Raw genomic sequence first — 12,969 nt, 5'->3', positions numbered from 1 at the left:
CGCCCGCTCAGCCGAAGTTCTTGCCTTCGCCGCGATAGGTGGGGACGGTGCTGCGGCGGCCGTCCGGCTCGACGAGGTGGACTTGGTCGAACCGCTCGCACAGCTCGCCCGCCTTGGCGTGACGCAACCACACCCGGTCGCCGATGCGCAGCTCGGAGGCGGCCGACAGCGGGGTCTGCACCTCACCCGCGCCCTCGGTGCCGATGAGCCGTAAGCCGCTGGGCCACACGGGTTTCGGCACCCGCGAGGCGCCGGTCGGGCCGGAGGCGATGTAGCCGCCGGCGAACACCGTCGCGATGGACGGGGCCGGCTTGCGCAGCACGGGCGTGGCGAAGAACAGCGCGGGCCGCGGGGTGAAGGCGCGGTAGTGATCGAACAGGGTCGGCACGTAGAGACCCGAGCCCGCCGTCACCTCGGTGACGTCCGGATCGGCGATGCTGATCTCGATCGAGCCGCTGCCGCCGCTGTTGACGATCTCCAGCTTGCCCACCACCGAGCGCACCGCGTCCAGCACCCGTGCCCGGCGCTTGGCGATCTCGGCGGCCGAGGCCCGCTTGACCAACCGCACCGCGGCATTGCTGTCGGGCAGTCCGGCGATCTGCGCCTCGTAGGTCATCACACCGACCACGTCGAAGCCGCGGTCGAGCGCGGCGCGAGCCAAGGCGGCGGCTTGGCCGGGGGTACGGATCGGCGAGCGACGCACACCGAGGTGCAGCGGGCCGATCCGCAGCGAAGCGTCCACGTCCAGGCAGACGCGGGGCCGGACCAGGTCGGTGCCGACCGCCGCGCGGATCAGGTCGAGCTGGTCGACGTCGTCGATCATGAGGGTGATGGCGCCCAGCGCGGTGTCGTCGGCGGCGAGTTCGGCCAGCGCCGCGCGGTCGACGGTCGGGTAGCCGAGCAGGATGTCGCGGGCGCCGAGACCGGTCAGCCAGAGCGCCTCGCGCAGGGAGTAGGACATGATGCCCGCGAAGCCGTCGGCCGCGGTCAGATCACCGCCGAGCACGGCTTCCAGGACGGCGCGGCAGCGCACGGATTTGCTGGCGACCCGGATCGGGACGCCGTTCGCGCGGCGGACCAGGTCGGCGGCGTTGGCGCGCAGCGCGGTCAGATCGAGCGCGGCCAGCGGCGGGTCGAGGTCGGCGGTGGCGGCATGTAGTCCGGCGATCGGCGATGTCTCGCTCACCCGGACAACTCAACCACCAAACTGGTCATACGTCCAGTACTGTCGGGATCAGGCCTCGGCTGCTCGGGTGGCCAGGCCGCCGACCAGGTCGTCCAGGACCACCAGCGTGGTCTCGTCGTTGCTGTCGGCCAGCCAGCGCAGCACGGTCCCCTGCAAAACCGAGACCGTGTAGGCGGCGATGTCGTCCACCGGCTCCAGCCACTGCGAGCCGGAACGATCGGCGCAGAGCTGAAGGAAGTTGGCGACCTCGGTGTCCATTTCACGAAACACGGGGCTATCGACCGGGTCGGGCTCCGATTCGGGCCGCACCTCCCAGCGCTCGCGCAGCGTTTGCACGGTCGCCTCGTAGGCGCGGATATGTTTGGCAGGCGCGGCCTTGACCAGCGGCCAGTACGCGGACACTCCGGCGTGCAACAGCACCCGCAGTGCCCGCACTCCGGTGATATCGAGCGAGGCGGCCGCCTTCTCCACGGCCTCGCAGATCGTCGGCCGCAACCGACTCTCCACTATTTCTCCACGTGCGCTCAACGACGACTCCCTCGGCGAAAGAACTCGCGCATCTCCGATGGCGCGACTCGCTGAACTTTGGCGAGCGACCAGAAATCCCCAGGCTGCCCGGTCCAACGTTCATCAATGGTAGAGGGTTTTCGGGGTTTGAGAACGGGTTCGGCGGGTATTCCAGACTGGAAGAATGTTTTGTTACCCAAACGGAATCACTCTGCAACGCTGCAGTGTCCCGCCAATCGGCGCTCCTGGGCGCCTAGCGGCCCCTCGCGGCCGCAAGACACACGTTGATCCACTGTACGGACCGCAGCGCCGCACTACACATCATGTGACGAACCGCACAAAATCATGGTGTAACGGGTTCACCCCGGCGTTCGGCGTTCGATCCGCGAACGACACCGCTGCGATATGGGCGGCCGATAACCTGGATCGGTGACTCTCCCGCCCCCCGCCGATCAGTTCTTCCTCTCCGGCACGTTCAACTTCCGCGACACCGGCGGTCTGCGCACCGTCGACGGCGCCAAGGTGCGTCCCGGCGTGCTGCTGCGTTCGGCCCAGCTCAGCGGCCTCGACGCGCGCGGCCACGGCAGTCTGCGCGAACTGCGCGTGATCGAGGTCTTCGACCTGCGCGGCATCCGGGAGATCGACCACATGGGCCACGACAACCTGCCCGAGGGCGTGCGGCGCAGCGTCACCCCCTTCGACTCGCGGATGGGCGAGGCGCCCCCGCACGAGTCCCGCACCGGCTCCGCGTTCGAGCACATGCTCGAGGTCTATCGCGAGTTCCCCGCGCTGCCGGAGGCGAACACGGCGATCACCGCCATCGCCCAGTCCATCGTGGACGGCGACGGGGCGGTGCTGGTGCACTGCGCCGCGGGCAAGGACCGCACCGGCTGGGCCGTGGCGACGCTGCTGCGCGCGGTGAACGTCGTCGAGGAGGACATCCTCGCCGACTTCATGGCCAGCAACGCGGCCATCGACCCGTTGCGGGCGTTGATCGAGCCCACCCTGCCGCCGGGCGCGAGCCTCTCCGAAGACCTGCTCGGCGTGCACGAGGAGTACCTGGAGATGGCCAGGGAATCGGTACGACAGTTGCACGGCGACTTCGACCGCTACCTCGACGTCGTCGGGCTGACGCCCGAGCTGCGGGCGCGTTTGCGCGACCGAATGCTGGAATAGCCCATCGGTCAGGCGTTTTCGCGCCGGACCAGACCCTTGGCGTCGATCGAGACCTGATCGCCGGTGTGGAACCAGCCGCCCGTGAAGCGATGCGCGGTGGTCTCCGGATCGTTCCAGTACCGGCGGCTGACATTCGGTCCGCGACAGAGCAATTCGCCGCGGCCCGCCGCGGCCCGCGGACCCCACAGCGCCAATTCGGTCCCGCCGAACGGAAATCCGAGCACCGGGCCCGCGTCGGCGGGCGTCTCGGTGGCGTCCACCGCGAGGCCGATACCGCTGGTCTCGGTGGCGCCCCACACCGACCAGTGCCTGGCCGAGGGGAACACGTCACGCAACGCGGCGGCGAGATCGCCCGGGGTCGGCTCGGCGCGGTGGCCCGCGCTGCTGACCCGGCTGATGCGCTCGGTGGGCACGCCGTCGGCGCGCAGCGCGGCCAGCTGCGGGAGCAGGCCCGCGAAGATGCGCGGCGTGCCCGACACCATGTCGACCCGTTCGGCCACAATGACTTCCGCGAGTCCGCGGCCGTCCGGCGCGAGCACCACGGTGCCGCCGACCGCGAAGGTGGGCAGCAGCTGGTCGACGCACCCGCTGGCATGCGCCAGCGGCGGCAGCACCAGGTTGCGCACGCCGTCGGTGGGCAGATCCAGCGCGGCGACCACCGATCGGACCGCCGAGAGCAGGTTTTCGTTGGTCAGCTCGACACCCTTGCGTGTGCCGCTGGTGTAGCAGAGCAGCGCGAGATCGCTCAGCGCCGCGCCGTCGTCGATGAACGCGGCGCCGTCGGGCAGCTCGACCTCGCCGCCGCGGGCGCCACGACCGAGCACGAAATCCGCACTGCTGTCGGCGATCACCTGTTCGGCCACCTGCGCGGGAAGTCCGTCGGGCACCAGCACCGGCACCGCGCCGCTGAGCAGGGCCCCGAGGAACGCCTGCACCCAGCGCGCGCCCGCGGGCATGTGAATGGCGACCCGGTCGCCGTAGCCGACACCGTGTTCTTGCAGGCCGCCCGCGATACGAGACGCCGAGTGCCACAGCTCCCGATAGGTGAGCCGGGGCCCACCGAGCTCGACGACCGCCTCGCGGGCCGCGAAAGCGTGCACCTGTAGATCGAGTAGTTCGGTGAGCGCCGGGGTGAGGTTGCCGTAGCGCAACACCCCGTCGGCACCGCGGGCCAGCGGGTTTCCACACGCAGGCGAATGTGTCAGGGGGTATTCGACCAAGAGCTGCGACATATGTCCTCCGCGCGCTGCCTCGAGCTGCCAGGCACCTGCGACTATATGACGCGGATCACAATCTCGCGGGATTAGTCGATTTACCGTGTCCCCGCTGTCACCGGCCCGTGTAGGTCGCCTTGCCCGGGCCGACCTCGAGGAAGCTGCGCACCGCGCCGCGCAAGTCGTCGGTGGCGAACAGCTCGCCGGACACCTCGGGCGTCACCGAATCGGCGTGTGCCACACCGCCGGAGCGCCAGGCCGCCACGATCTGCTTGGTCGCCGCGTGCGCCTTGGTCGGTCCCTGCGCCAGCCGGTGCGCGAGTTCCCGTGCGGCCCCGTCGACGTCCTCGTGCACGCCGTTCACCACGCCCCAGTCGGCCATGGTCGCCGCGTCGTAGAGGTCACCGGTCATCACGAACTCCCGCGCCCGGCCCGATCCGGCGCGCTCGGCCAGCCGCTGCGGGCCGCCCATCGACGGGGTCAGCCCGACCACCGTCTCCACGAGACCGAACTTCGCCTTCGGCGCGGCCAGGATGATGTCGCAGGCCAGCGCGATCTCGAAGGCGGCGGTCAGGGTGAGGCCGTGCGCGGCGAACACCACCGGACACGGCAGCGCCTCCAGCGGATGGATGATCCGGGCGAACAGCGAGCGCCACAGCTCGGCACCCTGCTCGGTGGTCAATCCGTCGAACACGTGCACGTCGACGCCGCCGGAGACCAGCTTGCCCTCGGCGCGCAGCAGCAGCGCGCGCGGCGGGTCGGCGCTCAGCTCGGCGATGTCGTCGACCAGCGCGTCGAACATCGCCTGATCGAAGAGGTTCAGCGGCGGATTCGCCAGCGTCAGGACGGCCACCTCCGCGCCGCCGTCGGTGATTTCACGTTCCAGCCGAGTCGCCGTCGTTTCATTCATTGCGTCAGCCTAAGACGTAGATCTGCCAGACTGATCGTGTGACCAAGGCGGTATCGGAAAACGGTTCCTACGTCGAACCGGGTGAGTTCAAGCGGGACACCAACTACATCACCACCCGCATCACGGCCGACGGACGCGACGGCTATCCGGTAGCGCCCGGCAGATACCGGCTGATCGCGGCCCGCGCCTGCCCCTGGGCCAACCGCACCCTCATCGTGCGCAGGCTGCTCGGCCTGGAGGACGTGCTCTCGCTCGGCTTGTGCGGCCCCACCCACGACAAGCTGAGCTGGACCTTCGACCTCGATCCCGGCGGCGTCGACCCGGTGCTCGGCATCCCGCGGCTGCGCGACGCCTATCTGGCCCGCTTCCCTGACTATCCACGCGGCATCACGGTGCCCGCCGTGGTCGACATTCCGACCGGTCGGGTGGTCACCAACGACTACGCCAGGATGACGCTGGACTTCTCCACCGAGTGGACCGAGTTCCACCGGGCCGGTGCGCCCGCGCTGTACCCCGAGCCGCTGCGCGCCGAGATCGACGAGATCAACGACCTCGTCTTCCGCGATGTGAACAACGGCGTCTACCGCTGCGGTTTCGCGGGCTCCCAGGATGCCTACGAGGCCGCCTACGACCGGCTCTTCGCGCGCCTGGACTGGCTCTCGGATCGGCTTGCCGGACAACGCTTCCTGGTCGGCGACACCATCACCGAGGCCGACGTGCGGCTGTTCACCACGCTGGCCCGCTTCGACGCCGTCTACCACGGTCATTTCAAGTGCAACCGGCAGAAGCTGAACGAGATGCCGGTGCTGTGGGCCTACGCACGCGACCTGTACCAGACCCCCGGCTTCGGCGACACCATCGACTTCGCGCAGATCAAGACCCATTACTACGTGGTGCACACCGACATCAATCCGACGAAGGTGGTGCCGAAGGGACCCGACCTGAGCGACTGGCTGACCGCGCACGGCCGCGAGGAGCTGGGCGGCAGGCCGTTCGGCGACGGCACCCCGCCGCCACCGCCGCCGCTCTCGGAGCGGGTGCCCGCGCTGCACGGGCCGGAGGCGTAACCGGTCGTTTCGGGCAGCGAGCCCCCGGGAACCCGGGAAACGATCCGGTTCGTTGTCGTGTTGGGCCGACGACGGTTCGGTGCCATAGAGTTCTGCCAGCGAAGGCAGAGGACTTAAGGGGTGTTGCCGATGAGGCACGGCGCGTTCGAGAAGACCGTGATCGCCTTGCTCGAGAACGGATCGAAGCTGCAGGCGCCCGCGGTCGAGAAGTACATCGATCGAATCCGGCGCGCCCATCCCGACGAGACCCCGGCCCAGATCATCGACCGGATTCAGCGCCAGTATCTGCTCGCGGTGACCGGCAGCGGCACCGCGGCGGGCGCGACCGCGGCCATGCCCGGCGTCGGCACGGTCGCCTCGCTGGCCACCATCACCGCGGAGACGGCGTTCTTCCTGGAGGCCTCGGCGTTGTACACGCTGGCGATCGCCGCCGTGCACGGCATCGCGCCGGAGGCCAAGGAACAGCGCAGGGCGCTGGTGCTGGCGGTGGTGCTCGGCGATTCCGGCATGGAGATCGTGGAGCGATCGGTCGGGCAGTCGGCCAAGAACTGGGGCACGCTGCTCGCCAACCGCATTCCCGGCCTGTCCGGCATGAACGACACGCTGATGAAGCGGTTCATCGTGCGGTTCCTCACCAAGCGCATGGCGCTGATGGCGGGCAAGGTGATCCCGATGGGCATCGGCGCGGTGATCGGCGGCGTCGGTAACCGCGCGCTCGGCAAGACCACGGTCTACAACGCGCAGAAGGCCTTCGGGCCCGCGCCGGTCTTCTGGCCGCCCAACCGGCAGCTGGTGATCGACGCCGATCCGCTGACCGCGCTCGACACCACCCCGCCGCGCCTGCCCGCCGACCCGAAATGACCGCAGCCAAGCCGGCCCTGGTCGTTCGCGGCCTGAGCAAGCGGTACGAGCTCGATCCGGCGGTGGAGAACGTGAGCTTCAGCGTCGCGACGGGCAGCACCGCGGCCGTGGTCGGTCCGGCGGGCGCGGGCAAGACCACCGTTCTGCGGATCCTGCTCGGGCTGCTGGAGCCGTCGTCGGGGAGCGCGGAGATCGGTTCGTCCCCGGTGGGCGGGATGCTGACGCCGCGCGGACTGCATCCGGCGCGCGCCGCCCGCGATCACCTGCTGGTGTACGCGGCCGCGGCCGGGGTGCCGGACGCCAGGGTCGACGCGGTGCTCGAGGCGGTCGGGCTGGACACGGCGGCGCGTGTGAAGACGGGTGCGCTCTCCGTCGGTCAGCAGACCAGGCTGGCGCTGGCCACCGCATTGCTCACCGACCCACGGGTGCTGACCCTGGACGAGCCCACCGAGGGACTCGACGCCGCCGAACGCGGCTGGCTGCACGATTTCCTGCGCAGGCACACGCGCCGCGGCGGCACGGTGCTGCTGTCCAGCACGAGCCTCGCGGCGGTGGTGGCGATGGCCGATCAGCTGATCGTGATGAGCGAAGGTGCGGTCGTCTACCAGGGCACCCCGGCGAAACTGCGCCGCAATCACCCCGACCGGCTGGTCGTCGCCGCGTCCACCCCGGTGGCGCTGGCCACGGTGCTCGCCGCGCGGGGCTATACCGATGCGGTGATCCGCCCGGACGGGCGGCTCGCGGTGGCCGAGGCGAGCGAAGCGGAGGTCCGCGACGCGGCCAAGGCCGCCGGGGTGCGGCTGGACAGCGTCACGCCGGACCCGATCCACCCCGACCGCGTACTCGCCTCGCTGACGAAACCGAGCAGAACCGCGGCGCCGATGTTTCCGGTGCCGGCAGCGCACACACCCCATCCGCAGCCGACGCCCTACGGGATTCCGCGATGATCACTCTGCCCCCGGACCTCGTCCCGCCCGTCAACTCCGAGGTCCGCAAGGTCTACACGCTGCGCTGGTGCCTGGCGCTCGGCGTGCTGCTGCCCGCCATCGCGCTGGTGGCCTCCACGGTGACGTCGGTGATGGCCGGGCCCGCGGACCCGGACTCCGCGCTGGCGACCGGGACCGCGACCGTCGGGCTGTATCTGGCGCTCGCGGCGACGATCCTGGCGGCCGCCGTGTTCGGCGCAGCGGGCGCGGGCGGCGAGTTCCGCTATCGGACGATGCCGGTGACCTCGCTGTTCACCGCGGACCGCGATCGGCTGGCGGCGGCCAAGCTGCTGGTCACCGGTGCGTACACGCTCGTGGTCGCGGTGCTGGTCGAGCTCGTCGCGTTCGGCTGCCTGCTGGCGTTCGGCCGCGGCAAGTTCGAGTTCGACATGCGACTGCTGACGGTGTTCGGCACCGGTCTGCTCGCCGCCGTCTGCTGGTCACTGCTCGGCGCCGGACTCGGGTTGCTGCTGCGCCAATCGACCGGCGCGGTCGCGCTGATCCTCGGTTGGCTGCTCGTGGCCGAGCCGCTGATCTGGTTGGTCGCCAATGGCATCGGGCTCGGCGGCGTGGTCACGCTGCTGCCGGGTTCGGCGACCGTCGCCACGGTGGCGGTCGGCTCCTTTCCCGACAGCGACATCCTGGCCCCGACCCCGGCCGCCTTCGTCGTCCTACTGCTGTGGACGACCGGAATCGCCGGCGCGGGCTGGTGGCAACTGCGCAGCCGCGATATGTGATTCACGGCCTTCCGCGACGCGGGACACGCCAAGGAGCGACGGACAGGCTCCGGGAACAGCAGCGTGTCGCCGCGCGTCGTTACCTTCGTATGCGTACCTCCGCCTTCGCTGCGGCCACGTCCGGGCTTTCGACGGACGCCGTCCGGCAGCGAAGACTGGGAGGGAGTTCGACGAGCGGACGGTGAACGGCGCAATTGACTGAGCAGAGCACGACGGGGCGGGGCTGGATACGGCGGCTGTGGGCCGAGAGCCGGCGGCATCCCGGCACCATCGCGGGTGTCGCGGCGGCGGTACTGGCGGGCGCGCTGGTGGAGGTGGCCGCGCCGCTGCTCACCAAGCGGGCCGTCGACGCGGCCGGTGTCGGCGACACCGAGGTGATCGGCGTGATCGCGGCCCTGCTCGCGCTGCTCGCCGCGGGACGGTTCGCCGCGGCGTTCGGCAGGCGACTGCTCGCGGGCAGGCTCTCCCTCGACGTCCAGCACGGCCTGCGGGTGCGGCTGCTCGGTTCGCTGCAGCGACTGGACGGCGCGGGTCAGGACGCGCTGCGCACGGGACAGGTGGTCTCCCGGTCGATCACCGATCTCCAGCTGGTCCAAGGCCTGCTGGCGATGGTGCCGCTCTCCGGGATGGCGCTGTTGCAGTTTCTGCTCGCCGCCGCCGTGATGGTGTGGCTCTCGCCGCCGCTGGCGGTGGTCGCGCTGCTCGTGGTGCCCGGTATCGCCGCGGTGGTGTACCTGATGCGGCCGCGGCTGTTCGCCGCGACCTGGTCGGCCCAGCAGCGGGCCGCCGATCTGGCCCAGCACGTCGAGGAGACGGTCACCGGGGTACGGGTGGTGAAGGGATTCGGCCAGGAAGCGCGGATGGTGGACGTGCTGGAAGAGCACGGCCGCAGGCTCTACGCCGAGCGCATGCGCGCGGCACGGGTGGACGCCCGCTTCGCGCCGGTGGTCGCCGCGATTCCGCAGGCCGGGCTGGTCGGGGTGATCGCGTTCGGCGGGTGGCTCGCGCTACATGGCTCCATCGGGCTCGGTACGTTCCTCGCCTTCGCCGCGTACGTGGCCACCATGACCTCGGCCACCCGAGCCATGTCCTCGGTGGTCATCCTGGCGCAGCTGACCCGCGCCGCCGCCGAACGCGTCTTCCAGGTCATCGACACCGCGCCGGTGATCGCCGACCCGCCCGTGCCCGCCCCGCTGCCGGAGGGCCCACTCGGCATCGAGATCGACTCGCTCACTTTCGGATTCGACTCAGGCCTGCCGATCCTGCGCGACCTCGACCTCACCGTGCGCCCCGGCGAGACGGTCGCAATCATCGGCCCCGCGGGTTCGGGCAAGACCACCCTGTCGCTGCTGCTGCCGCGCTTCTACACGCCCGACGCCGGGCGCATCCGCCTCTTCGGGGCCGAACCCGCAGCCGCCCGAGCGGTGGACATCGCCGATGTGGCCGCCGCCGACCTGCGCGCCGCCGTCGGCGTGGTGTTCGACGACCCGTTCCTGTTCTCCGACACCATCGCCGCCAATATCGCGCTCGGCAAGCCGGACGCCACCGACGCGGAGATCAGGCAGGCCGCCAAGCTGGCCGCCGCCGACGAGTTCATCGGCGAACTGCCCGACGGTTACGACACCGTCGTCGGCGAGCGCGGGCTCACCCTCTCCGGCGGCCAGCGCCAGCGCATCGCCCTCGCGAGGGTGCTGCTCGCCCGCCCGCGCATCCTGGTGCTGGACGACGCCACCTCGGCCGTGGACGCGGTGACCGAGGCGGCCATCTTCGACACCCTGCCCGACCGCGGCGGCCGCACCACGATCATCCTGGCGCACCGCGAATCGACGCTCGCCCACGCCGACCGGGTGATCCGGCTGCCCGCGCCCGCCCACCAGCCGCCACCCGCGAGCGAACCCGGCGAGGCGGCGCGCAAACCCCGGGTCGCGGGCCGGATCGGCGGCGGTTTCGGTGCGGCGGCCGACCTGGCCGAGACCCCCGAACTGCGCCGGACCATCGATCGGTTGCCGCCGGCCACCGAAGAACCCGGCCTGGACGACCGCGAGCTGCGCGAGCCCGATCCCGCCTTCCGGCTGGCGCGACTGCTGCGCCCGGTGCGCAGGCTGGTACTGATCGTGGTGAGCCTGCTCGCGCTGGACGCGCTCGTCGGCGTGGCCTTCCCCGCGCTGGTGCGCTATGCCATCGACACGGGCGTGACCGCCGGACGGCCCGACGCGCTCCGGCTGGCGGCAGCACTCGGCGTGGGGCTGGTCGCGGCGGGCTTCGCGGTCGGCGCGACGACCATCGTGCTCACCTCGCGTACCGGCGAACGCGTCCTCTACGGCCTGCGCGTGCGCAGCTACGCGCATCTGCAGCGGCTCGGCCTCGACTATTACGAGCGCGAACTGTCCGGCCGGATCATGACCAGGATGACCACCGACGTCGACGCACTGTCGAGCTTCCTGCAGACCGGCGTGGCGACCACTCTCATCGGCGTGCTCACCTTGCTCGGCATCGTGGTCGCGCTGCTGGTCATCGACGTCTCGCTGGCCGTGGTCGCGCTGCTGGCGCTACCGCCGCTGATCGTGGCGACGGTGTTGTTCCGGCGCGTCTCCTCCACCGCCTACACGGTGTCGCGGGAACGCGTCTCGACGGTGAACGCCGACTTCCAGGAGAACGTCACCGGCCTGCGCGCGGTGCAGGCCAACCGGCACGAGCCCCGCGCCGCGCGTCGGTTCGCCGAATACTCCGAGCGCTATCGCAACTCCAGGATGCGGGCGCAGCGGGCGATCGCGCTGTACTTCGCCTTCGTCATCGCCTGGGCCGATCTGGCGCTGGCCGCCGTGGTGTTCGTCGGCGCCCGCGAGGTCGCGGCCGGCGCGACGACCACGGGCACGCTGGTCGCGTTCGTGCTGTACCTGGAGCTGATGTTCGGGCCGATCATGCATCTGTCCCAGGTCTTCGACGGCTACCAGCAGGCCAGGGTCGGGCTGCGCCGGATCGGCGAACTGCTGCGCACCCCGTCATCGATCGCGGCCGACCCGCCGGACGCCGTGGCGATCCGCGACGGTCTGCGCGGCGAAGTCGCGCTCGAGCACGTGCACTTCCGCTACCCGGGGACCGAGACCCCGGCCCTGCACGATGTCGTCTTGCGCATCCCGGCCGGGTCCACCCTGGCGCTGGTCGGGCCGACGGGCGCGGGCAAGTCGACGATCGTCAAGCTGCTGGCCCGCCTCTACGATTTGCCGCGTCCGCCCCTCGGCACCGACAAAGCGCTCGCCTCGGTCACCGACGGCGCGGGCGCCGATCCGAGCGAGGCCGGACCCAACGGAGCGATGCCGAAGGGCGCAGCGATATCGAGAGGCGCGATCGTCGTCGACGGCGTGGACATCCGCGAGTACCGCCTCGGCGACTACCGTTCCCGGCTCGGCATCGTCCCCCAAGAAGCTCACCTCTTCACCGGCGACGTCGCCAGCAACATTGCATTCGGACAACCATCCGCAACCGAGGCGGAGATCCGCGCCGCCGCCGCGGCCGTCGGTGCGACCGACATGATCGCGGCGCTCCCCCTCGGGCTTCGGCAACCGGTCGGCGAACGCGGGCGCGGGCTCTCCGCCGGGCAACGCCAGTTGATCGCTCTGGCACGGGCCGAACTGGTCGGTCCCGACCTCTTGCTGCTCGATGAGGCCACCGCGACACTCGACCCGGAAACCGAGTCGTCGGTGCTGGTAGCGAGCAGATCGCTGACCCGGGGACGCACCACGGTGGTCGTCGCGCACCGGCTCGGCACGGCCGCGCGGGCCGATCGAATCGCGGTCGTGGAGCGGGGCAGGATCGCGGAATTCGGCGCGCACGATGACCTGCTCGCGGCCGGCGGAACCTATACCCGACTCTGGTCGGCGGCCCGCGAGACAGGAGGAATACTCTCGGACCCGGACGAGTCTGCACAGAAGAGTTTGGGTCTGTCCGGTGGTGGGTAGCTTCGTCGATTTGCTGCTGGGCATATCCTCGACAGAGGGTCCATCGGCGCGCATCCGCTGATCCCCCATGCCGGGCACGTCACAAACGTCGCAGCGCGAAGAACGAAATGAGGCGAACACCTGCTGTGAGCAGCTCAACTTCCCAGTTCGGACAGAACCAGTGGCTAGTCGACGAGATGTATCAGAAATACAAACAGGATCCATCTTCCGTCGATGAGAGTTGGCACGAGTTCCTCGCCGACTACACCCCCGACGCGAGCGGGGACGCCACCAACTCGCAGTCCGCGCCTACCTCGAACGCCGCCCCAGCTCCCGCGACGACCGCCGCCGCGGCTCCCGCGCCTGCCCCGGCCGCGAAGCCTGCCC

11 protein-coding genes are annotated in these 12,969 nt (G+C 70.5%); 7 read left to right on the top strand and 4 right to left on the bottom strand.

The genetic code is table 11. From position 1 onward, the window contains the following. Positions 1–7: 7 nt before the first annotated feature. Positions 8–1,186: an amino acid deaminase/aldolase gene (locus NL1_RS29650; RefSeq protein WP_067846172.1), complete on the bottom strand. Its 1,179-nt coding sequence runs from the start codon at positions 1,184–1,186 to the stop codon at positions 8–10. A gap of 48 nt (positions 1,187–1,234) precedes the next feature. Beyond that, on the bottom strand, positions 1,235–1,714 hold the full coding sequence (locus tag NL1_RS29645) for a TetR family transcriptional regulator (RefSeq protein ID WP_084511117.1): 480 nt from the start codon (positions 1,712–1,714) through the stop codon (positions 1,235–1,237). A 408-nt stretch (positions 1,715–2,122) separates the two neighbouring features. Here NL1_RS29645 and NL1_RS29640 point away from each other — a divergent pair, with 408 nt between their 5' ends. Further along, complete coding sequence (locus NL1_RS29640) at positions 2,123–2,869, top strand: tyrosine-protein phosphatase (RefSeq protein WP_067846166.1); 747 nt, start codon at positions 2,123–2,125, stop codon at positions 2,867–2,869. A gap of 8 nt (positions 2,870–2,877) precedes the next feature. Here the strand turns inward: NL1_RS29640 and NL1_RS29635 are convergent, their stop codons facing one another. Both NL1_RS29635 and NL1_RS29630 read right to left on the bottom strand, forming a co-directional pair. Further along, complete coding sequence (locus tag NL1_RS29635) at positions 2,878–4,101, bottom strand: class I adenylate-forming enzyme family protein (RefSeq protein ID WP_067846163.1); 1,224 nt, start codon at positions 4,099–4,101, stop codon at positions 2,878–2,880. 97 nt (positions 4,102–4,198) lie between these two features. After that, positions 4,199–4,993: an enoyl-CoA hydratase/isomerase family protein gene (locus NL1_RS29630; RefSeq protein WP_067846160.1), complete on the bottom strand. Its 795-nt coding sequence runs from the start codon at positions 4,991–4,993 to the stop codon at positions 4,199–4,201. Between the two features lie 38 nt (positions 4,994–5,031). On the opposite strand from NL1_RS29630, the gene NL1_RS29625 reads away from it, so the two are divergent. The 6 genes from NL1_RS29625 to NL1_RS36935 all read left to right on the top strand — a co-directional run. Further along, positions 5,032–6,060: a glutathione S-transferase family protein gene (locus NL1_RS29625; RefSeq protein WP_084511115.1), complete on the top strand. Its 1,029-nt coding sequence runs from the start codon at positions 5,032–5,034 to the stop codon at positions 6,058–6,060. Between the two features lie 129 nt (positions 6,061–6,189). Next, on the top strand, positions 6,190–6,921 hold the full coding sequence (locus tag NL1_RS29620) for a hypothetical protein (protein ID WP_067846155.1): 732 nt from the start codon (positions 6,190–6,192) through the stop codon (positions 6,919–6,921). Beyond that, positions 6,918–7,868 carry an ABC transporter ATP-binding protein gene (locus NL1_RS29615; protein ID WP_067846152.1) on the top strand — a complete coding sequence of 317 codons (951 nt, stop codon included), beginning with the start codon at positions 6,918–6,920 and terminating at the stop codon, positions 7,866–7,868. Before NL1_RS29620 ends, NL1_RS29615 begins: the two co-directional genes overlap by 4 nt. Then, entirely contained in the window at positions 7,865–8,644 is a 780-nt protein-coding gene (locus tag NL1_RS29610; protein ID WP_067846150.1) for an ABC transporter permease, read from the top strand. Before NL1_RS29615 ends, NL1_RS29610 begins: the two co-directional genes overlap by 4 nt. A gap of 194 nt (positions 8,645–8,838) precedes the next feature. Beyond that, entirely contained in the window at positions 8,839–12,603 is a 3,765-nt protein-coding gene (locus NL1_RS29605) for an ABC transporter ATP-binding protein (RefSeq protein ID WP_067846147.1), read from the top strand. Positions 12,604–12,710: 107 nt separating this feature from the next. Then, the coding region (locus NL1_RS36935; RefSeq protein ID WP_156095118.1) for a 2-oxoglutarate dehydrogenase E1 subunit family protein at positions 12,711–12,969 on the top strand (259 nt) is incomplete at its 3' end.

This window comes from Nocardia lijiangensis NBRC 108240, assembly GCF_001613045.1.
Classification (GTDB): Bacteria; Actinomycetota; Actinomycetes; order Mycobacteriales; family Mycobacteriaceae; genus Nocardia; species Nocardia lijiangensis.
This window is presented reverse-complemented; position numbering and strand designations above follow the sequence as displayed.